15 protein-coding genes and 1 pseudogene are annotated in these 23,626 nt (G+C 41.8%); 1 reads left to right on the plus strand and 15 read right to left on the minus strand.

The genetic code is table 11. The features are described 5' to 3' along the window. Positions 1-49: 49 nt before the first annotated feature. From tcdA to C2M32_RS10710, 6 genes are all read right to left on the minus strand, one after another. Positions 50-850, minus strand: a complete 801-nt coding sequence (gene tcdA / locus C2M32_RS10685; protein ID WP_105168416.1) for a tRNA cyclic N6-threonylcarbamoyladenosine(37) synthase TcdA — start codon at positions 848-850, stop codon at positions 50-52. A 1-nt stretch (position 851) separates the two neighbouring features. Beyond that, the gene (locus C2M32_RS10690) at positions 852-1,517 is read right to left on the minus strand and encodes a TIGR01621 family pseudouridine synthase (protein WP_105169278.1); all 666 of its coding nucleotides are present in this window, start codon (positions 1,515-1,517) and stop codon (positions 852-854) included. Between the two features lie 45 nt (positions 1,518-1,562). Next, the gene (locus C2M32_RS10695; RefSeq protein ID WP_105168417.1) at positions 1,563-1,760 is read right to left on the minus strand and encodes a Trm112 family protein; all 198 of its coding nucleotides are present in this window, start codon (positions 1,758-1,760) and stop codon (positions 1,563-1,565) included. After that, the gene (gene lpxK / locus C2M32_RS10700; protein WP_105168418.1) at positions 1,750-2,730 is read right to left on the minus strand and encodes a tetraacyldisaccharide 4'-kinase; all 981 of its coding nucleotides are present in this window, start codon (positions 2,728-2,730) and stop codon (positions 1,750-1,752) included. The genes C2M32_RS10695 and lpxK overlap by 11 nt, the downstream gene beginning before the upstream one ends. 2 nt (positions 2,731-2,732) lie before the next feature. Beyond that, a complete protein-coding gene (gene msbA / locus C2M32_RS10705) occupies positions 2,733-4,469 on the minus strand; it encodes a lipid A export permease/ATP-binding protein MsbA (RefSeq protein ID WP_105168419.1) in 1,737 nt (578 codons plus the stop codon). A gap of 145 nt (positions 4,470-4,614) precedes the next feature. Then, complete coding sequence (locus tag C2M32_RS10710) at positions 4,615-6,600, minus strand: DNA internalization-related competence protein ComEC/Rec2 (RefSeq protein ID WP_158678204.1); 1,986 nt, start codon at positions 6,598-6,600, stop codon at positions 4,615-4,617. Positions 6,601-6,858: 258 nt separating this feature from the next. Between C2M32_RS10710 and C2M32_RS10715 the strand changes: the two genes are divergently transcribed. Next, positions 6,859-7,365 carry a DUF2062 domain-containing protein gene (locus C2M32_RS10715; RefSeq protein ID WP_105168421.1) on the plus strand — a complete coding sequence of 169 codons (507 nt, stop codon included), beginning with the start codon at positions 6,859-6,861 and terminating at the stop codon, positions 7,363-7,365. A 55-nt stretch (positions 7,366-7,420) separates the two neighbouring features. Here C2M32_RS10715 and C2M32_RS10720 read toward each other — a convergent pair whose 3' ends face one another. From C2M32_RS10720 to C2M32_RS10760, 9 genes and pseudogenes are all read right to left on the minus strand, one after another. After that, positions 7,421-9,166: a DUF3466 family protein gene (locus C2M32_RS10720; protein ID WP_105168422.1), complete on the minus strand. Its 1,746-nt coding sequence runs from the start codon at positions 9,164-9,166 to the stop codon at positions 7,421-7,423. A gap of 11 nt (positions 9,167-9,177) precedes the next feature. Then, positions 9,178-11,088: an ATP-binding cassette ATPase Uup gene (gene uup / locus C2M32_RS10725; RefSeq protein ID WP_105168423.1), complete on the minus strand. Its 1,911-nt coding sequence runs from the start codon at positions 11,086-11,088 to the stop codon at positions 9,178-9,180. 1 nt (position 11,089) lies between these two features. Continuing rightward, positions 11,090-11,320, minus strand: a complete 231-nt coding sequence (locus C2M32_RS10730; protein ID WP_105168424.1) for a glutaredoxin family protein — start codon at positions 11,318-11,320, stop codon at positions 11,090-11,092. Further along, complete coding sequence (gene rlmKL / locus C2M32_RS10735; RefSeq protein WP_105168425.1) at positions 11,313-13,424, minus strand: bifunctional 23S rRNA (guanine(2069)-N(7))-methyltransferase RlmK/23S rRNA (guanine(2445)-N(2))-methyltransferase RlmL; 2,112 nt, start codon at positions 13,422-13,424, stop codon at positions 11,313-11,315. The genes C2M32_RS10730 and rlmKL overlap by 8 nt, the downstream gene beginning before the upstream one ends. A gap of 59 nt (positions 13,425-13,483) precedes the next feature. Beyond that, positions 13,484-14,014, minus strand: a complete 531-nt coding sequence (locus C2M32_RS10740) for a cell division protein ZapC domain-containing protein (RefSeq protein ID WP_105168426.1) — start codon at positions 14,012-14,014, stop codon at positions 13,484-13,486. Between the two features lie 122 nt (positions 14,015-14,136). Continuing rightward, positions 14,137-15,146: pseudogene (gene pyrD, locus C2M32_RS10745) on the minus strand (quinone-dependent dihydroorotate dehydrogenase). 97 nt (positions 15,147-15,243) lie between these two features. Next, positions 15,244-20,082, minus strand: a complete 4,839-nt coding sequence (locus tag C2M32_RS10750; protein WP_105168427.1) for an NAD-glutamate dehydrogenase — start codon at positions 20,080-20,082, stop codon at positions 15,244-15,246. A 201-nt stretch (positions 20,083-20,283) separates the two neighbouring features. Then, positions 20,284-22,614: an efflux RND transporter permease subunit gene (locus tag C2M32_RS10755; protein WP_105168428.1), complete on the minus strand. Its 2,331-nt coding sequence runs from the start codon at positions 22,612-22,614 to the stop codon at positions 20,284-20,286. Further along, positions 22,614-23,612 (minus strand): WD40/YVTN/BNR-like repeat-containing protein, encoded by a 999-nt coding sequence (locus C2M32_RS10760; RefSeq protein ID WP_105168429.1) that lies wholly within the window; start codon positions 23,610-23,612, stop codon positions 22,614-22,616. Before C2M32_RS10760 ends, C2M32_RS10755 begins: the two co-directional genes overlap by 1 nt. Positions 23,613-23,626 lie beyond the last annotated feature (14 nt).

The raw sequence follows: 23,626 nt of genomic DNA on the forward strand, positions 1-23,626 counted from the left end.
CAATTACCCCACCAAAAAAATTAAAATCAACCTAGTGATTTCAACTTAATCACTCACAGGTTTGCTTCACTTTTTTGTCCAAATACTTACGGATAGCCTTTGATGCAGCGAAAAAACCAAATGTGCCTGTAACCATAGTGGCAGAGCCAAATCCGGTGGCACAGTCCATATTCTTGCTTCCATCGGCCTGCTGTTTAGCCATACAAACTTCACCGCTTTCAGTTGGGTAAACTAGTTGCTCTGTCGAGTACACACAATCAACACCAAACTTACGTTTTGGATTAGTAGAATAATTGTAGTTTTTTCTAAGTAGATATCTGACTTTAGCCAACAAGGGATCTTGAGTCGTCTTAGCCACATCGCCAAATTGGATCTGACTGGGATCTGTTTGTCCCCCTGCTCCACCCGTTGTGATGATGGGGATCTTACGGCGTTTACAGTGAGCGATAAGCGCAGCCTTTTCTTTTACAGCATCGATACAGTCGATAACGTAATCAAAGTCCACCATGTGCTCTGAAATGTTGTCCAAGGTGATAAAATCATCAATTAATGAGACCTCACAGGCAGGGTTAATTTGCTTAAGGCGCTCAGCCATTGCCTCAATCTTTTGTTCACCTATCGTTGCTGATAACGCGTGAATTTGACGATTAACATTGGTCACACAAATATCATCAAGATCAACCAAACAAATTTTGCCAACACCGGTGCGCGCTAACGCTTCAGCCACCCAGCTGCCTACACCACCAATACCAACAACACAAAAGTTTGCCTCTGCCAGCCACTTACACTGCTGTTCTCCGTATAAACGTTGGATACCACCAAAACGCAACTGGGTTTGTTGATCAGTCATATTACCACTCTAACTGCCAAGGATTTCGCCATTTGGCAAACTCCTCATGATTAATTAATTTTGAAAATAGCCCCATAGGTTGAGGCATCGCATAATAAGTTTTACTTTCACCTTGCCAGATAAAACGCAAAGCGTAGGCGTGCAAATACACTCTGTCGCTTTCGAGCGCGCCATAAAGCTCATCACCTAATATAGGAGCAGATAAGCTCTTTAAAGCAACCCTTAATTGATGCGTTTTCCCTGTGAATGGCTTCAAAATGCATGCTCTTAGACCACTGCCTAAACTCATACTATAAAAGCGCGTGATAGCAGGGTTTTCGGAAGACTTTAGCAACTTGTAGGCCCCTCTTCTGGCCTTGCTCATATCACCCTTAATCCAACCTTGTTTTTTCTTCGGTTTATCTGTAACCAAAGCAAAATAGGCTTTATCAACTTGTCGACTTGCAAACAATTCACTGAGCTTATTTGCTGCGACGCTTGATTTAGCTAGGATCAGCAAACCAGACGTTACTTTGTCCAAGCGATGAACCGCATATAGCTTTATGCCAAGTTGTTGCTCTAGCTGAACAACAAAGCCAATACCGCTTTCACTATGAAAACTAATATCCGCAGACTTTATTGCAATAATGTAGTCAGGCTCGTTCGCTAAGACTTGAATATCAGACATCACAACGAGACCAATTACAACGGCTATATCTGCAAAAAACAATAACTATGCGTGCCACTTTTCAACTTCATCTGAGCTAAGTTCTCGCGCTTCATTTTCCAGCAATACTGGAATGTCATCACGAATTGGATAAGCCAGTTTGGCTGCGGTGCTGATAAGTTCACTGTTTTCTTTATCGTACTGTAGCTTTCCTTTACAAACTGGGCAGGCCAATATCTCTAATAGTTTTCTGTCAAACGCCATGATAAATCTCTTTTTGTTGTAGAAGTTGTTTTAATCTTGATTGCAATGCGTCGCTTGGCACAGCATCAACCCTTAAATAATACCAATTGTCTTTGCAAAAAGCCTGACATTTAACCGCATCTTTCTCGGTCATAAAAATTGGACTGTCTGGGTATTTACGAAAGTCATCACAACTGTACGCATGATGATCCCTAAAGTGTATACACTCTTGTAACTCGATACCTTGCCCTTGCAAACTTGACTCAAAGCGCCGCGGATTGCCTATGGCACTAACAGCCACCCCTCTTTTTTGGTACTCCAGACAGCTTTTGTTAGTTTTAACCGAATAGATACCCGAACTACTTAACTGATAGCTAATTTCGGCTTGCCCACCGTTTTCAATAACAAGATCTACATCAGATAAGCGACTTGGCAATTCTCGTAGCGGACCTGCCGGCAACAAACAACCATTCCCAAAACGACGTTCAGCGTCAACAATACATAACTCCAAATCTCGGTGCATTTTATAATGCTGCAAACCATCATCAGAAACGATTACGTCGATCTCACAGTTTTGCTTTATATAGTCACAACTCGCTTTTCTATCAGCGCCAATCACAACAGGGCAATTCAATCGAGATGCAAGCAGAAACGGCTCATCGCCCGCCTCATTTACCGAACTGGATTGCTCAACTGAATACGGGTAATAAGGCGCATTTGAACCATAACCACGACTGATCACGGCAACTTTCAAACCAAGTGATTGTAAATAAGGTACCAACCACAATACAAATGGGGTTTTTCCATTACCACCAATACCTATGTTACCCACGATAATAACAGGAACATGTGCTTTAAATGTATTGCTGCGGCCCGATTTAAACTGCCAACGACGATAGGTGCTAATGAGCCAAAATAAGGCACTCAATGGCAATAAAAAATAGGTCAGTAGGCTTTTTTTTCTGTACCAGCTCCGTTCAATAACGTTCACGCTCAGGCCCCATGTTGCATTTTACAAAGTGCCGCATAAATACCTTCAGACGCAAGCAATTGCTGGTGCGTACCTTGTTCAACTATTTGTCCTTGTTCGAGTACGTAAATACGATCTGACTTCTCGATTGTAGACAACCGGTGTGCAATGACTATCGAAGTTTTATCGGCCATCAACGAATCCAAAGCATCTTGAATTAAACGCTCTGATTCGGTATCCAACGCCGAGGTTGCTTCATCTAAAATAAGAATTGGGGCATTTTTTACAATCGCACGAGCAATGGCAATACGCTGCCGCTGCCCGCCTGAGAGCATGACACCATTTTCTCCAACTAAAGTATTTAATCCCTCAGGTAAGGACTCAACAAATTCCCATACATGGGCCTGTTTGGCGACTTCAATTAACTGTTGTTCGGTCAACGGAACGTCTAAACCATAGCTGATATTGTTAGCTATTGTGTCATTGAATAATACCACCTGTTGAGAGACCACCGAAAACTGACGACGCAACTCTTTGAGTTTATAGTCTTGAATTGGCTTACCATCTAATAAAATTTTGCCCATTTCTATGTCGTAGAATCGTGGTAATAAATTAGACAGCGTAGATTTACCAGAGCCTGATCGGCCAACTAATGCGACGCGTTCACCCGGCTTGATATGCAAAGATAAATCTCTAATCACCGGTTCTTGTTTAGTTGGATAACAAAATGTAACGCTCTTTACTTCTATTTCACCTGCACAAAATGGCAGCTCTAATGTGCCAGTGTCCTTTTCCTGCGGAGTATCGAGTATTTCAAAGATACTTTGCGCTGCAGCGATACCACGCTGTAGTTCACCGTTAACGTTTGCTAATTGTTTAAGCGGCCTTAACATCATCATCATAGAAGACAGCAACGCCACAAACGTGCCAGAAGTGATCGTATCTATCATAGATGGCATTGCAATAATCGCGAGAATTAATGCCATTGCACTGGCAGCTAATATTTGGATCACAGAAACACTCAGTGCTCTGGTTGCATCCATTTTCACTCTTTGCTGACGATTGTGGTTGTTGACCTGAGCAAAGCGCCCAATTTCTTTATCTTGGCCTTCGAAACCATGGATCACTTTATGCCCTGCTAGCATTTGTTCAGAGCCACGAGTTACCTCGCCCATTGCATCTTGGATATTCTTAGATATCTTGCGAAAACGCTTTGAGACAACATTCACTATCAGTGCAACAACAGGAATGATAACCAGGAAAATGGATGACAACTGCCAACTGGCGTCAAACATGACCACTAACAAAAAGACGACAAATGCACCTTCTCTGATCATCACTTGCAATGCACGGGTTATTGCTTGTTGTACCTGCTCAGTATCAAAAGTTATTTTTGAGATCATGTCGCCATTGGAATGCTGATCATGAAACGACACCGGCAGAAATAACATATGCTCAAAAAGTTGCTGCCTAAGTTTACGTACCACCTGTGAGCCGACATAGCTCAAACAGTATGAAGCCATGTAATTGAAAATGCCGCGTCCAAGCACTAAGACAATAACAATTAGAGGCGCCCAAGTAAGCACCTCGGTATTACGCTGTGTTAGCCCTTCATCAATAAACGGCTGCATCAATTTGATAAACAGAGCGTCCATAGCTGCATAACCCAACATACCTACGATGGATAATATCGCGACTAGTTTATAATCGAAGGTATACTTAAGTAGCCGTTTGTAGATCTGCTTGGCACTTTGCTGCATAAGAACTCTCTGATTTGGAAAAACCCGCCCATTGTACTTGTGCACTGTACAAAAACAAAATGGTATGTGGCTAAAATCAATTGTTTAACTTCAAAAGCATAGCCTTATCATCATTTTGGTCAACATTCAGCCAATTCTTAGTGCATTATAAAAACCAATATGCGCGTGATTTTCTTGCAGACTCTATAGAAATACTCGAATGACTAAATCGAATTCGGATATGTCCCTCATGTGCTGTATCTAGCAATTTAACGTTTCGGTGCTTATAGCGTCCAACGACAGAGTCATGAGGAAGGTGCCACATAGAATAGAAACTTCGAGAAATAATCGCAATGTGTGGGTCAACAGCTTGGATAAAAGCATCACCTGATGACGTTTTACTACCATGGTGAGGGACGAGCAAAATATCACTACGTAACTCTTGGCCATATAGCTCAACCAGTCTGCGCTCAGCAGCTTGCTCAATATCACCTGGCAATAACACTGAAAACTTGCCATCCGTTATTCTTATCACACAGGAGGTGTTGTTGTCGCTGTTCATCATTTGTAATGGCCACAAAGATTCAATCGTTAGCTTTCCCATGGTGACTGTTCTAATTCTACACTGTGAATTTGATTGCAAATTATGAAATGCTTGCAAAGGGCTATAGCCGCTAAATCTAATCAGTTCCTTGATGCCACCAATATGGTCTTGATCGGAATGACTCAAAACAACGTGAAAAAGTCGTAGTTGATGCTTTAGTATGTATGGTTGTACAACACGTTCGAACAAGGAGAAACTATTAAAATATTTTGCCCCCAAATCATAGAGTAACGCCTGTGTCTTATGGGAAACCAAAACTGAGGTGCCATGACCTACGTCAAATACATCAACTTGCCACTCAATACTCGGCTTTAAATAGCTGTGCCCTACTGAGATAAGCAAAGGCATAACCGCAATCCAGCGCCACAGCACAAAATGTATGCCCAACATTAGAGATAAATAAAAGGCAATTAAAAAGGGCCAGTCAAATGGCAGTGTTTCAAGCCATCCTGAGCTAGCTAATAATTCCGTACAAACCCGCAATACCCAATTCACAAGGTGATCAAAAGCGTAATACCAAATTGTATTGAGATTAAAATACAGGCAAGCAAGCATCAGTAACAAAACTGGTAAAATCAGAAAAGTCAGCAGTGGTATAAAAATCAGATTAGTAATGACAGCGCCAAGACTCACACCATAAAAGTAGAAGCTACTTAATGGTGCGAGAATAACACCGAGCAGCACCTGTAAAACTAGCAACTTAATGATTATGCCGCTGTTGTTTATGCGACTAGTGCGTAAATTAGCGATGGTGAAAATAGCGTAAACAGCAATAAATGAAAAATACAGACCAGGGTTTAATAACGAAAACGGATCAAGCAATAGCACGGTACAAAGCGCAAAAAGTAAAGTTCGGTAATTTACAACACGCCATGCATACAAATAGGCAGCCACCAGCACGGCCAACATAACCAACGCCCGCAATGCTGAAACACCAAAGCCACTTAGCGATACATAAAGGCCAGCGACGAACAAACCGAACACTGCATACAGAGCATTAATATCTTTTCTTTGCTCGCACGTTTTAAAACAAAAGCTAATTAAAAAGACCAGCAGCTTGGAGATATAAAAAAATAGGCCATACACAATCCCTACATGTAGGCCTGAAATGGCCAACATATGGCTTAGACCTAGACGTTGCATTATTAGCTTATCTTCATAATCAGTATGAGATTTATCTCCACTGAGTAAAGTGTAATACAGCCAACCAAGTTTAAAATGGCCTATACGTTGCCACAACCACTCCCGATACAACTGTGAGCTGTTTAATGACGCCTCACTACTAACCACCAAATCTATCAGTTTCCCTTTAAACTGAACGTGGCGGGTAAATGCATATAACTCGCTATTAAAACTATCGAAATTCACTCTACTTCTATAAGGTTTTAATTTTGCAGAGGCGGAAAAAGACGCTCCTATGGCCGGTGAGTGAGGCAAAGACGGTATGGAAACATTTGCCCTGACGGTGCGAAACCATGCTATTGAGCTATCTCCAACTTGAGTAAATTGAACCTGATAGTAGTCACGTCCGAGTTGTTTATCGAACACACCACGCACGCTAACTAGTTGAGAATTTGTACCTTTTTCATCAATTGGCTTGTAAAATAAGCAATAATGTACCTGAACTGAAAAAATAGCGAAAATAAACCCTAACAAAACTAACCAAAACGGCTTAAAATAACGGGCAATGACCACAAGAAACAAAACGCTGCAATAAAACTGCCATCGCCCATAAAAAAATACGGTGAGCATGCAGCCAAATGTAAACCCGTACCCCAAGAGAACTGAAGTATATGGTTGCACACTATGGCTAAGAAAACGATCCAACGCTTTTTACCTGATCACAATAAGATCAAACAGCAAAAGTCATTGAAAATATTTGGTCGTTTGTTACATGACGCCAACTTATGGCACTTGAATCGCCGCTCCGCACGGGGAGCATTCTCCGTAGGGTTATTTTTTGCGTTCATCCCTGTTCCTTTTCAAATGGTGCTAGCGGCTGCATTCGCAATTCCCTTTCGCGTAAACTTGCCGCTGTCAGTGGCTTTGGTTTGGCTCACCAACCCTTTAACTATGCCACCTATTTTCTATTGTTCTTACCTAGTCGGTGTACTTGCTCTTGGTCAAGAAACCCAACCATTTCACTTTGAAGCAAGTTGGGAATGGCTATCACAAAGCCTTTCTACCATTGGTCCCGCCTTTATGGTTGGGTCCTTGATTTGTGCGAGCATCGCCTCTGTTATTGGCTATTTTGGTATCGATTATTTATGGCGACGCTCCGTTAATAGAGCCTGGTCTTCAAGGCGTTCTTGATACTTGATAAATGATAGACAATAAAAAAGCCCGTACGGGCTTTTTTATTGTGGGATTAAGATGAAGTTCTAGCCAGCGTTAGCTTACGTCGTCTTAACCAAACAAATGGTAACGCCAGTAAACTTAAGACCGACCAGCTGCCTGACTGACGCTCATAAGTTTCCGCTTCTGGTGGAGCACAATCTTCAACTTCTCCGCTTGGGTTTGGCGTCAATAACACTGGTAGTGTTACTGACTCATACTCAATCTCACCATTACTGTCTTTTTCAATATTACCTAGCCTGTCTCTACGTTCTACCGTTTTAGTAGCAATCGCGTAAATATGGTTAGATTCAGTAATTTTTATCGCTTCTGCAATTGTGTATGGGTAGCTGTCACCATTGCTATCTTTACATGGTAATAAGTCATTTATATTTACAATCTTTTCATCACCAATTTTATAGATGAAGCCTTCGCGACGACGGTTACTACTGTTCTTTTCGATCTCAGCTTGGCCGATAATATAGCCCGCATCATTGATATCTGTGGCAACCGTTTTTGACCCCTTAAAAAAGTAAGGTAGTTGCACGTACTTGTTCTCATTTAAATCGTAATAGAACGCATACTGGTCAATCACCGAACCTCTGATGTTCTCAGCCATGTAACCGATAGCAATATTATTGTTATTAATATCTGTCGCTTTACCTAATTCGTACCAGTTTTCTAGTGTTTTAAAAGGCTTGAATTCACCACCTTCAAAATAACCAGCTACACCATACGGGTAAAGGTCATCACCCTCTCGATAAGGAGAATAACCTACCGCAACGCCTGATTTATTCACAGCCAACGCTGCGCTAACGAAAGCGTCATTCTCATCGTCTTTGGGTGTTAAACCCAATCCAAGGTTTGCAGTGCTCAGAACATTGAAATTCTCATCCAGCTTCCACTGAAATGCTCGCAAATCATAAAATTGGCTTGCTTGCTGTCGTTGCCACGCGCACACAGCTAGCGGTTCGTCTTTATCATCACAGCTGTCATCATAGTTGGTCTGGCGATTTTCAGGTATCCCAATGCTGCTTTGACCCACAACCAAATAACTGCCATCGTCCAACTTTTTAATATCAGTGGCGATGCTAAAACCGCCATGCTCAGAAAACTCCGGAGATAAAGTTATTTTTTGTCCGCTCGTGGTGAGCACTATGCCTCTTGAAGCCCAATCTCGAACAAAAAACGTCTCAGCTTCCGATTCGCCATCTGGGGTAAAGGTTGTTTTAGTGAACGGTGCAGATCCCCATCCAGCAATCACTCCATCTTCACTGATTGAAGTTAAGTAGTTTGATACCGAGCGCGTTAAGCCGTTAGTGTCTTCTGTTTCTACATCAAACAACACTTGCTCATCAGCAGACACCGCATCTATATTCAATGCGATACGGTCCTGAATTTTTTGATACTTAGCATTGTTGGACCTAGCGTTTAAAAAACCTAACATGAAGCTATTTGCATCTGCATTCGTTGCTGCAGCACCATTTTTAATATCTTCTAAGGTAAAAGAAATTTCTTCATCTATAGCTTCATAGCTTTCTTTTGTATTGTCATAGGCGCTTATAAGATCTGCATCTTCAAAGTCAATATAAGATATATCTATGGGTAGGTTAAAAATACTCGATGCTGCACCGATGATTTCACCTTTATCGTTCACATCTGAAATAAATGTATATTTAGCCCCTTCATAGCGAGGGAGTTCAGATAATGTATAAGTTGCTCCAAGAGCTTGACCACTGAGGCCGGCTAAAATACTTGCAGCTAAAACTGTGTGCTTCATTTTTATCCTTACTACTGATTCTGTAATGCTTCTAATTCTTCCCAGCGCTCAAACGCAGCCTCAAGCTTCGACTCAAGCTCAGCCAATTCGTTCAACGCAGTTTGTGTAGTTTGTGAGTCTTGTTTAAAAAAGTCCGGAGCATTAACAACTTCTTGCTGTGTTTCTAATGCTTGCTCAAGCTCTTCTACTTTACTTGGCAACTGTTCCAATTCAAGTTTTAATTTGTAACTCAACTTGGTTGTTTTGTTACCAGCTTTCGTTTGCTTGGCTTGCTTTTCAGCTTCTTGTTTGTGTTGCTTTTCAAGTTCTTTGGCTTGTGCCTGACGATGTTCAAGATACTGCTCATAGTCTGAATAACCACCTACAATATCTGTGATCTGGCCACTGCCTTCAAAAGCCCACACCGAGTTACAGGTATTATCAATGAACTCACGATCGTGACTGACTATTAATATCGTACCTTGGTATTGATTGATAATATCTTCAAGTAGTTCAAGCGTTTCAATATCTAAGTCATTCGTTGGCTCATCCAGAACTAGAACATTAGATGGCTTTAAAAATAGTTTGGCCAACAGTAATCGGTTCTTCTCACCACCGGATAAAGCCTTAACTGGTGTTCTCGCTCTGGCCGGTGGAAATAAAAAGTCTTGCAGATAACCCAGTACATGGCGGCTTCGACCGCCCATCATTACTTCTTGTTTACCCTCAGCAACGTTATCTTGAACGGTAGCTTCTTCGTCAAGCTTCTCACGATATTGGTCGAAATAGGCCACTTCAAGGTTAACACCCTGTTTTATTTTCCCTTGATCAGCGTCTAACTTACCAAACAATAATTTGAGTAGTGTTGTTTTGCCAACGCCATTCGGCCCAACCAAACCAACCCTGTCACCTCGCATAACCAGCGTTGAAAAGTCTTTTGCAATGACTTTGTCTTTAAAAGCATGATGAACATGCTGCGCCTCAAAGACCAGTTTTCCAGAGCGCTCAGCGGTTTCAATATTGAAATCAGTTTTACCAACTTGCTCTACGCGTTGTTTACGTTCATTGCGTAAAGCCTTAAGTGCTCTGACACGCCCCTCATTACGGGTTCTTCGCGCTTTGATCCCTTGCCTGATCCAAGCTTCTTCTTCCGCTAGCTTTTTATCAAACAAAGCATTTTGTGTCTCTTCAACTTTTAAATCATGAGCTTTTTGCTCTAAGTATTTGGCATAATCACCTGGGTATGAGACCAGCTTGCCACGATCTAAATCAAGAATACGTGTAGCCACTGCACGTATAAATGCCCTATCGTGTGAAATAAAGACAATACCGCCTTTGAACTCTTTTAGAAATTGCTCAAGCCAGATAACGCTATTCATATCGAGGTGGTTGGTAGGCTCATCGAGCAGTAATAAATCAGGCTCACTGACCAATGCTTTGGCGAGCGCAACCTTTCTTAACCAACCACCAGATAATTTTTCAAGACGCATACTTCCTACCAACTCCAACTGGCTTAAAACCAATTTGATACGGCTTTCAAAGCGCCAAGCATCAGCAGCCTCAATTTTGTTAGATAACTTCTCTAACTTATTTAAAAGTGATGGAGATTGATCTGTTTGTAGCGCTTCGCTGATATGGTTAAATTCGATAAGCAGCTCAGCGATATCGGGTAAGCCATTAGCGACATAGTCAAAAACCGAGCCTTCTGCACCTTTTGGTGGGTCTTGCTCTAAGCGAGAAACCTTTAACTCTCCCACTCGGTTAATTTCACCATCATCTAACTGTACCGCGCCATCTAGGACCTTGAGTAGAGTCGATTTACCGGCACCATTACGGCCTACAATACACACCCTTTCTCCGGCTTCGATGACGGCATCTGCATCATCCAACAATGGGTGTGTGCCAAACGCTAATTGCGCTTTTGATATTCTGATTAAATCCATATTATTCTGCGAGTAGTTGAATTTGTTCAAGTTCGAACGGCCAATAAAGAGCCTGTCCGTCACGTGTTCTTTTTATAACTGGGATCGAAGTTTGATAGGCTTCCATAAGCATTGGGTCGTCAACAATATCGACATGCTCAATATCATCTGCACTTAAAACTTGTCGTGCTAATTCATCAGCTTGCTCACACAAATGACACCCTTGTGTAAAATACAAAATATACTTAGCCATGGGTTATCAACCAACTGTTATGAATTTGCTTATTTCTCTTAAAATCAGGTGATAGTGTCTGCTCGGAAATATTCTCAGCTTTTAAACCCAATCCCATCAATCCAACTTCGTCCATCTTAAAACCGCGTTTGTTATTGGAAAAAATTAAGGTACCTTTTGGACTTAAAATCTTTTTAATCCAAGTCAACAGCTGAATATGATCGCGTTGAACATCAAATACCTCTTTCATTCTCTTGGAGTTTGAAAAGGTCGGTGGGTCTAAAAAAATCAAGTCATACTGGCCTTGGGCATGCTCCAGCCATTTTAAGCAATCAGCCTGTTCGAAGCGGTAGCGTGGATTTTTCAAATTGTTCAAAGCAAAGTTTTCTTCAGCCCATTTTAAATAGGTTTTTGACATATCTACTGTCGTTACTGACTTTGCACCACCTAACGCCGCATGCACAGATGCTGAGCCTGTATAAGAGAATAAATTTAAAAAGCGCTTATCTTTAGCATGTTCTTGAATATAACGACGCGCTAGGCGATGATCTAAAAACAATCCAGTATCTAAATAATCAAATAAGTTGATTTTGAATTTGGCACCAAACTCTTCAACCGTATCGTAACGATGTTGTTTATCCATCGCCGTATATTGAGACTCGCCCTTTTGTTTTTTGCGCACTTTTACAGCTATATCTTCAGGGGCAATATTAAGTTGTTCTGCGGTCAAAGTGATCACATCTTGCAAGCGCTTCTGAGCCACCAAATCATCGATCTCTTTCGGTGCCGCATACTCAAAAATCACTGCTGAATTGTTATAAATATCTACAGCAACATTGTATTCAGGAATATCTGCATCATACACACGGTATGCGTTAATTTGCTCTTTTTTAAGCCAGCTTTTAAGGGCTTGTTTATTCTTTTTCAAACGATTAGCAAAGGCTTGAGATCCTTCAAAATTTAGCCCCGTTTTTTGCTCGTTTTGTGAGACTTGGCGCTCGTTCAATTGGTATAAATTTAACTCTACGTCGATAGGCCCGTTTTTGAACTTGTAGCGTTTTTCTCGTGAAAGCTTGAGTAATTTGAACAAGCTATCATCAGTACCCAACAAAGCCAGACGCCAATCTTGGAAATGCTTCTTAAACGCGATCCCCATATTACGATATAAATTGACTAATTCTGCCATCGAACCCAAGCGTTCACCGTATGGAAGGTTACTCAGAACCACACCTGGGCGCTTTGCAACCTTATTTAACGCGTTCGCATCTTTGGCTGAAAACTTGATATGGTCTGCGACACCTGCCCTTTGCGCGTTCTGCTGAGCAATATCGATGACTTTATCCTCTAGATCCGATCCGATGATCCAAAGCGTATTATCAACTTCTGTCGCTTTCACCTGTGCTTTGATCTCGTCAAATTTGGCTTTTCTAAAACTCGGTAAACGTTTGAAGGCAAACTCTCTATTCGTGTTCGGATAGATATTATTCGCCATACACGCAGCTTCAATTAATAATGTGCCAGAACCACAACATGGATCAAACAAAGGGCGAGACGTATCCTCTAACCAACCACTACGCTTTACCAACGCCGCAGCAAGATGTTCGCGAATTGGTGCTTTACCTTGACGTGTACGGTAACCCCTATCGGATAAGCGCGGGCCTGAATAATCGATATATAATGAGCAACTGTGTTTATTTAATTTGGCAATAACACGGATGTTAGGCTCTGTTTTATCGACGTTTGGACGTTGTTCATACAAATCATTAAAATAATCAACAATGCCATCTTTGATCACTAGACCCGAAAATTGCGTGTTCTTAAGTTCATTATTTGTGCCGTTGAATTCGATGGCAAAAGTTTGTGTAGGGCCAAACCAATCTTGCCAAGCCTGAAATCGTGCAAACTTATACAACGCTGCTTTGTCTTTTATATCCTCGCTTTCGTCAATCAGTAACATAACTCGTGTAGCGAAGCGTGTTGTTAAACAAAACTTTTGAGCTGCTAGGTTATCGGCGTTGAACCTAACTGAACCAACGCTTTGCTTGCCCAGTTCCAGGCCCGCTTGTTGAAGTTCTTCTGCAAGGAGATGTTCGATACCAATAGATGTGAGCGCGATAAATTGCAATGTACTAACCCTTTATATTCAATTACCCGCGAGTATAACATAGGTTAGAGAGAGCTTGATCACGCCATTTGGGAAATTTTATTGCAACTTATGAGTGGATGAACGCGATTGTTCAAAACTTTGATAGCTTGGAATTGTTCCAACTCTAGATTCTCATCCAAAGCAAACTTTGGACTCAAACTAATGCATAAACAAGCACCGTCAACTTGTTCAACGATAAAAAAGTCGCCTTCTTGTTGAGCTGAGCGCAAACGTACAATTGCTTCTGTGCAAGGCTGATCACCCGTATACGATTCAAAAAACCAGCTTTTCGCCTGAACAGGCAACAAGTAAAACTTGGCTGCTGTAGCATTTAAGGCTATTTGACAACATTGCGGTTCAGACCAAATGTTGAAGCTACGCAAATAAGCAAATACGTTTTGGTAATAAGCAGCTTCATTGATACTAAGATGAGGGTCACAGTAGGCATCTTGGGTCAGTTGACGCAAGCGAAATGGGGTGCAGAGAATCAACTCTTCACCTAAATCTACAAGCAAACGATTTCTTTGGCGACAACTAATCCATTGCCACTCTTTAGATGCTTGCAAAATCGACCTCCTGCCTACTATTTTCTTTTTTTGAATAGTACGCAGGAGTATAACGAAAAATTACCAACAGTAAAAATATTTATAAGAACAATTTGTTTACGATCATTTGGTTATATAACTGATCCTTATAAACCTTCAACGATCCTTTTTACTAAACTTGGGCCTTCATATATAAAGCCAGTATAGACTTGCAAAAGTGAAGCGCCAGCGTCAAGTTTTTCTTTTGCGGATTCGGCTGAATCTATACCACCCACCCCAATAATAGGCAGCTTTCCTTGCGTAATACGCTTTAGTTCGCTCACCACAAACGTTGATTTTTCACGAACTGGACGCCCTGATAAACCACCTGCTTCTTGTGCGTGCTGTAGCCCCTGCACAGCCTCTCGCTCTAAAGTAGTGTTGGTAGCAATCACCCCATCAATACGATTTTTACAAGCGATTCGGCTATTTGTGCAACTTGAACTGCATCGATGTCAGGCGCTATCTTGACAAGCATTGGCACTGATTTACTATGTTTTGCGATCAAGTCCATTTGTTCATTCTTCAAACTTTGTAGTAGATCGTCCAACGCGTCACCATATTGCAAATCACGAAGTCCCGGTGTATTTGGTGAAGAGATGTTTACGGTTATATAAGACGCGTGTTCAAATACTTTGCGCATACAGTGGATATAATCATCCTTCCCCTGCTCATTCGGTGTGTCTTTGTTTTTACCAATATTGATCCCTAAGATCCCGTCGTATTTAGACGCTTTAACATTAGCAACTAAATTATCTACACCTTTATTGTTGAACCCCATGCGGTTAATTATGGCATGGGCTTGCGGCAATCTAAAAATGCGCGGCTTATCATTACCTGCTTGTGGTCTGGGTGTGACCGTACCGACCTCAAGAAAACCAAAACCCATCTGCGAAAATGCGTCGATACATTCAGCATTCTTATCTAGTCCGGCAGCAAGGCCTACTGGATTTTTAAATTCTAAACCAAGGAAGTTTACTGGTTTATCAGCAACAGATTGCGACCACGCCATACTTAGTGGTGTGTGTGCAAAACGGCGCAAATTACCTAATGCAAATTCGTGTGCCCACTCGGCATCACGACTAAACATATAGCGGCGCGCAATATCATAAAACATGAAAACTCCTTAAAAGATCCTAAGTAACATACGTCTGCAGTTATATACAGATAAAAAAATACCCCAGCAAGGCCGGGGTATTTTAACGATTTAAAAATTATTTGGTAGTGTCACAGTTGTGGCTTAACAACATCAACTCACGTAATGCCACTGAGAACTTGGCAAAATCATGGCTCTGCGAAGTCTTGAACTCCTGCAACATCTGTTGCCAACGATGTAACAATGCAGTCTGATTGTCCATCCATTGCTCAATAAGCGCATTAACATCACTTTCATCGCCATCAAAGCTGTTTAATACAACTTCTGACAATGAGCGCTGTTGCCAATCCAACTCTTCACGATAAGATGCACGAGCAAGAGCTTGCCAGTGATTTGACACAGGTTGTGCCGTAATTTGATCTAAGAACCAATGTAAGCCCATGCTTGCTCCAAGCTTGAAGTAAGTGTGTGAAACCACATCTACTTTACGGCCAGAGTTGTGAGCTACTTCTGCCAAATCCATCACTGAGAACAAGCTTGAAAGCGATACGATACGCATTGCGATATCGCTTGGTACACCTTGCTCTTCCAACTTCTTGGCATTTGCCAAAATCGCAGCACTTTCAGCATCAACCATATAACTGTGTAGGTTTTTACTGACGTCTTTAAACACTGGTGCGAAGAACTCGATAGTCTGTTCAATTGTCATTGCCTTATTACGATGACGCAAGAACCAGCGTGTAGCGCGACGCACTGTACGGCGTAATTGATACAACATTTCAGTCTGTACCGCCGCTGGGATCTTGTTATCTAGTGCTGCTATAGCGCCCCACGTGCTCTTCATTTCGAAGATTGCGCTAGCAATAGAGTAACATAGTGCAATTTCGCTATCCGTTGCACCCGTTTCTTCATTCATACGCACCATGAAGTTCAGGCCCATATCGTTAACAATATTGTTTGCTAACTTAGTCGCGATAATTTCTTTACGCAGCGGGTGGTTATCCATAGCCGCATTAAACTTCTCACGTAATGGTACAGGGAACGAGTTAACTAGCAATTGACGGTAATACGGGTTTTCCGATACATCATCAACCACTAAAGACTCTTTCAATACCATTTTCGAGTATGAAACAAGTACTGAAAGCTCAGGGCGTGTCAGATCTTTGCCAGCTGCTGCGCGCTCTGCAAGCTCTTCATCTGTAGGCAAGAATTCAATAGAACGGTCTAACTTACCTTCTTTTTCTAATGCATGGATGAAGCGTACTTTTTCTTTTAAAGTCGCGGGACCTTTTGATTTGGTGATCGACAAAGTATGTGTCTGACGGTAGCAATCCGCCAGTACCAACTCAGAAACCTCGTCAGTCATTGAGTAAAGTAACTCATTACGTTGCTTCTTAGTTAAGTCACCCTCAGCAACCAAGCCATTCAACAAGATCTTAATATTAACTTCGTTATCTGAACACGCAACACCGCCCACGTTGTCAATAAAGTCAGTGTTGATACGGCCGCCTTTGCTAGCAAACTCGATACGACCGAGCTGAGTCGCACCTAAGTTACCACCTTCGCCGAACACTTTTGCACCCAATTCAGCACCATTGATACGCAAAGCATCGTTAGCACGGTCACCAACATCTGCATTTGTTTCTTTAGAGTGCTTGATGTAGGTACCAATACCACCGTTCCAAAGTAAATCAGATGGCATCATCAACACAGCTTTAATAAGCTCATTAGGTGTCATGCTTGCTTTTTTAGTGCCTAGCATTTTCTTCATTTCAGGCGTCAGAGTAATCGACTTAGCCGCGCGTGAGAAAATACCACCGCCTTCTGAGATTAATGACTTGTCGTAGTCTTCCCATGATGAACGTGGCAACGCGAACAAACGCTCACGCTCTTTATAAGAGCTTGCCGCATCTGGGGTTGGGTCGATAAAGATATGCATATGGTTAAAGGCAGCCTGTAAGCGAATATGCTTAGACAGCAACATACCATTACCAAATACGTCACCGGCCATGTCACCAATACCCACGACAGTGAACTCAGTCGTTTGACAGTCGATATCCATTTCGCGGAAATGACGTTTCACAGACTCCCAACCGCCTTTTGCCGTAATACCCATTTTCTTGTGGTCGTAACCAATTGAACCACCAGAAGCGAAAGCATCACCCAACCAGAAGTTATAATCTTCTGCAATTCCGTTAGCAATATCTGAGAAAGTCGCAGTACCTTTGTCCGCAGCTACAACCAGATACGGGTCATCTTCGTCATGACGCACAACGTTTAGTGGCGGCACTATGTCACCGTGAACGATGTTATCCGTAATGTCTAATAGACCGCGAATGAAGATCTTGTAACATTCTTGACCTTCCTTAAAGAACGCTTCACGGTCTGTAGGTAGCTGTTTACAAACAAAACCACCTTTTGAACCTACAGGAACAATTACAGTGTTTTTAACCTGTTGCGCTTTAACTAAGCCCAGTACTTCGGTACGGAAATCTTCACGTCTGTCTGACCAACGCAAACCGCCGCGAGCAACTTTACCGCCACGCAAGTGAACACCTTCAACACGTGGAGAATAAACAAAGATTTCAAAGGCTGGTAGCGGCAGTGGCATATCTGGAATGTCACTTGACTTGATCTTAAATGACACATAAGACTTGTTGCTGCCGTCTTGCTCTTTTTGGAAGAAGTTGGTACGTAACGTAGCATTGATCATATCAACATATAGACGAATGATACGGTCATCATCTAGGTTAGCTACGTTTTCTAGTTCTTCATAAATCTCCGCAATTGTTTTATCAATAGCCTTTTGTGTCGCAGGCTTAGTTGGTGAAAACTTCTTAACGAATAAATCTACGATTTGAGCGGCAATATGCGGATAATGATCAAACGTACTCTCGATATAACTTTGTGAGAAAGTTACACCGATTTGACGCATGTACTTAGCATACGCTCTTAAAATTGACGCTTCACGACCTGTTAAACCACCTAGTAGTACTAATCGGTTAAAACCGTCATTTTCAAGGCGGTTGTGCCATACATTAGTCAACGCAGCACGAAAACGTGCAGACACTTTATTAAAGTCAGAGATGCCTTTACTGTCTAGCAGCATTGAGAAATCCATGATCCAGTTAATCTGACCGTCACTAGATTTCACTGCGTACGGAGTTTCACCAATTACTCGCAAACCGAAGTTCTCAAGCATTGGCATAACATCGGATAGATGAATAGGCACATCTTTGTGGAACAAGCTTAAGCGCACGATTTGTGAGTTCGCTTCTTCTTGCGGACGATAGAACAACATGTCTAATTTATTGTCATCATCAAGCTGTTCTAATTTTTCAATATCAACGACTGAGGCACTTGGTAAAACTACATCTTTGTAGGCGCCAGGAAATGCCGCTGAGTATTTTCTAAACAATTCATTACCACGTGCTTCACCTGCACTTTCAAGTAACGCATCATGTAATTTATCTTCCCATGTACGAGCGGCTTCAACTAAGTTATTTTCGATGTCTTTCACGTTATATTCAATATTGTTGTCAGCTACGCGCACTGTGTAATGCGTACGTGCAAGCGTAGACTCAGAGAAATAAGTAGTGAATTCAACTTTTTCTTTTGATTGGAACGCATTGGCCAACAATTGTTGAGTTTCACGTCTAAGTGCTGTGTTGTAACGCTCTCTTGGTACGTAAACCATACAAGAGAAGAAACGACCATAAGTGTCTTTACGTACGAACAGACGACACATGTCGCGCTCTTGAACCTGTAATACACCTGTTGCAACTTCTAAAAGTTCCGACTCACGAGCTTGTACAAGCTCATCTCGTGGGTAGGTCTCTAAGATATTAAGCACAGCTTTATAGGCATGCGTTCCTTGTGCAAAATCACACATTTGCATGATGCGGTCAATTTTGCCTCTTAGTACTGGCACATCGGCTGCACTGTTATTATAGAAGCTTGATGAGAATAAGCCGATAAAGCGATCTTCACCGATCACATTACCCTTATCGTCAAAGCGTTTGATGCCAACATAGTCAACATATGCTGGACGATGTACACGTGAGAGCGAGTTTGTTTTTGTAAGAATAAGCAAGTTATTACTGCGCGCTTCTTTACGTGCAACTTCAGGAAGTTCTGACAACAGACGACCTTGGTCATCCGCTGATTTTTTCATTAAACCAAGGCTCGTATCGGCAACGTGTTTAAGTTCATAGTCACCCTGAACTGGACACAAGTCATATTGGCGATAACCCATAAATGTAAAGTTATCTTGTGTCAGCCATTCTAAGAATTCTAGTGCTTCGGTTACTTCACTTTCTTCACATTGAAAATGACGAGATGGAAGTTCTTTGATCACTGACTTAAGCTTGTCGCGAATTGGCAACCAGTCTTCGACAGCTAAAGACACGTCTTGTAACACAGACTCAAGTTCTTTTGTGAAAGACTCAATGTCTTTTTTATCTGTTTGACGGTCTATTTCAATAAAGAACACAGTTTTTGTCGAAGACGACTCCTGTTCAGCCTTTAGATTTGAAATAGCAGTGATTTTTCCGGCATCATCACGTTGAATCTTTAACGGGCAATGTAGTAATAAATGTGAAACGATGTTTTCACGATTCATTGCCATACGTACTGAGTCAACCAAGAAAGGCATATCTTTGGCGATGATCTCTACGATTGTGTGTGATGACTGCCAGCCATCTTTTGCAACTTCAGGATTGAATACACGGATAACCGCATCATCTGAGTTGTTTTTTTCGAGAGAATTCCAAAGACTAAGTGCAGCACCATACAGGTCACTATCGTTACGATTAGCCAAGTCCTCTTTAGACATATTGCTGTACAAGGCTTTGGCAAATGTTTCAACGAGTGACACGTTCTCTGCATGAACTTTCTTGTGGATCAACTTACATACGTTATCTAGGATAACTGATGCTGGACCTTCATTTTGTGTCATATGTGTTCCTTAATCTATACCACCTTTGAACGGTAGATTATTTGTACAGCTGTTTATTAGCGTGGAGTCAGTTGAATTTTAACCTTTCTGACGCTAATAAACAGCTTTTTCGATGAAAACATTTTAAGCTTTTCAGCTATTTGCTCATCTATTCACAAAATATAGATATAAATGACCAATCAAGGCTATTTGGGAGCACATTTATTCACGATTTTTTCTCTGGTCGGTCCAGAGCAAAGTACCAATTGCTGGTAACAGCAATACCGCACCGAGCATATTTACCAAAAACATAAACGTGAGCAGAATTCCCATATCAACTTGGAACTTAAGCGCGGAGAAGATCCAGGTACTAACACCAATAGCCAACGTGATACCAGTGAACAATACCGCACTACCACGTTCGGCCAGCGCGTTTCGATACGCAATTGCCAGAGGAATGCCCTGCTTCAACTGCCCCATCATTGATGACAAAATATAAATACCGTAATCAACACCAATGCCAACGCCGAGCGCTATCACAGGTAACGTGGAAACCGTCAGACCAATTTCCAATTTTACCATTAATGCCTGCGCCAACGTTGAAACTATGTATAACGGCAAAACAACGGCTATCGTTGCTTTTATGCTTCTAAAGCTTAATAAGCACAAAATAATTACCGCACCATATACATAGATCATCATAGGTAATTGCGCGGCTGACACTGATTCGTTGGTCGCAGCCATCACCCCGATTGGACCTGATGCGAGCTTAAATTTTACATTTTCCGTATTTTCTTCTGCAGCAAATTGCTTAATGTTAGAGATAACATGGTCTATTGTTTCTGCTTTATGATCTTCCATAAAGATGATCACTGGCATTACTGAGCAGTCACCATTGAGCAATCCCGTGCTGGTCTCAACACGAGATGTGGCCTGTACCAAAGAAGCGCTGTTTCTAGGTAACATTTGCCACTTTTGGTTGCCCTCGTTGTAACCTGCATTGACAGCCTGCGCCACTGAGCTTAGTGACACGGCTGATTGTACGCCCGATAAGTTCTCAACTCGCCACTGAAAACGGCTGATACGCTCCATGGTATCGTGTTCAGTACAGGCCGCAGGATAAGCCTCCACAATCACTTTCAAAATATCAGATGAAATTGCGTAGCGATCGGAGATCAAGAAGGTATCTTGGTTATAGCGCGCATCCTGATGCAAAGCGGGTGCTCCGGCGTGTAAATCACCGATACGCATACTCTGAGAGTACCAATAGCCAACAGCGAAAAGTACGGCAGAGACAAGCAGAATAATCCGCGCCCACTTTTTATCCGTAGTGCAAACCAATGCTTCTCGTAGTTGCGTAAATACGGCATGAGAAGTCGTGTTACCATCATCTACGCGTTTGATTTTACTGGAGCTAAAGTAAGATGCTAAAATTGGCAGTAAAACCAAGTTAGTAAAGATGATTACAGCCACACCTAAACTCGCTGTAATTGCAAGCTCTCTTATAATGCCGATATCTATGGCTAGTAATGTTAAAAAGCCGACCGTGTCTGACAGTAAAGCAATACCACCTGGGATTAAAAGCGCTTTGAAACTCGCCTCAGCGGCAACTTTACTTGATACTCCCTGCGCGACCTTTTTGCCAATTGAGTTGATCATTTGCACACCATGACTAACGCCAATCGCAAATACCAAGAATGGTACTAAGATCGACATCGGGTCAAGGCCAAATCCAAGACTAGCAAGTAAACCCATCTGCCAAACTACAGCAATAATTGAGCACATAATCGGTAACAAAGTGAGTTTGAAGCTTTTACAAAACAGCCAAACCATCACAAATGTAAACGCTATCGCTAAGGCAAAAAACAGCACGACTCCCTTTGCACCATCAGCAATATCTCCCGCCATTTTGGCGAAACCAATGATATGAATACTGACTTTATCTGTGCTAAGTGGTTCACGAATTTGTGACTCTAGCTTCTTAGCAAATGCCAAAGTATCAAGCTTTTCTTGAGTTTGCGGGTCTATCTCCATGAGCTGAGCGCTCACCATTGCACAACTGTAGTCACTCGCTATCATGCGCCCAACAACGTTTGCTTTTTCAATGTTTTGTTTTACAACTGCCAGACCTTGTTCTGTCGCTGAAAAATTAGCTGGTATAATTGGACCACCCGCAAAACCATCTTCCACCACTTCTACGAAGCGCGCACTGGGAGAGAAAATAGAGTTAACCAGTGGGCGATTCACCCCAGGAATGAAATACAATTGATCATGCACCGCTTTCAATTGTTTGAAAAAGTCGGGGTTAAAAATATCTCCATCCCTATCACATACAGAGATCAAAATACTATTAGCACCACCAAATTGTTTTTCATGCTTTAAATACAACTGCATGTATTCATGCTGTAGAGGAATGTTCTTATTAAATGATGCATCTAGCTGAATTTGTGTTGCTTTGTACCCTAATAGGCAAGTCAAAATAGTGAACAGCAGCAGCACAGCTAAACGGTGGCGAAACACCACATATTCTAATTTATTTAAAACGGCTTTCATTACTTCTTAGCCTCCCAAGTTTTTAGCCCCTTCTCTGTGGCTAAAACTAACTTATTCTCGAATGTAACGGCCGAAAGAATTGCATGTCCGCTGCTTAACTGTGACTGTTTAACTTGTCCTTTGTCATAGTTAAATAAGAAACCGCTGTTCGCGAGCAGATACAGGCTACTATTGAAGCTCACAATTGAGTTGATTGTCGCTTTTGCAGGCACATTGATTTGGCTAAATTCTAACTCTTCACTATCTGCAATAAAGGCGTTACCACGAAGCCCAGCAACTACAATTTGCTTATCGCCATAAGGGGCTATCGAAAAAAATGACCCTGGATAGAACTCATCTAACCGTTGCCAGCTTTTGCCCATATCTGCACTATGTGCAACCAAACCCATTTCGCCAGCCAAGTACAATTGACCACGCTGGATTAGCAACCGATTAAAATGCGGTAGAATAAATTTAGTTTCTTCTTCGTAAGCTTGGGGGTCGTCTTCTTTAAGGCCTTGCAAATACTCTTTATCATCAGGGTGCACAAAATCATCTATAAAACGTTTTTCCCAACTGTTACCGCCATCGTTGGTTTGATAAAACATGCCATATGCACCAATTGCAAAACCGGTATTCTGATCAACAAACTCTATATCTAAACAGGGCTTTTGTTGTTGTGGTAAATATTGTTGGATTTGCCAGCTTTGACCATTATCACTGCTAAATAAAATACTGCTATCATGACCACAGGCCCATGATTTATCGCTTCCTAGCGATGTAACAGCTGTTAGCAAAGATTGAACTGGCACAGCAGATTGCTGCCAATTTGAACCATCTTTACTGGTTACTACAGTACCGTGCTTGCCTACAGCAATTAATGTTCCCTCACTGTTCACAATATCTGTGAACAATGTCCTCTCCGGATGCTGAACTTGTAGTGCTGGCTGGGGTGTGATTTGTGCACTGGCCACGCCACCAAACAGTATTAGCGCACTCGCTATCGTTGTTTTTAACATGCTGAAACTACTCA

The sequence above is a fragment of the Pseudoalteromonas sp. T1lg23B genome (assembly GCF_002964665.1).
Lineage (GTDB): Bacteria > Pseudomonadota > Gammaproteobacteria > Enterobacterales > Alteromonadaceae > Pseudoalteromonas.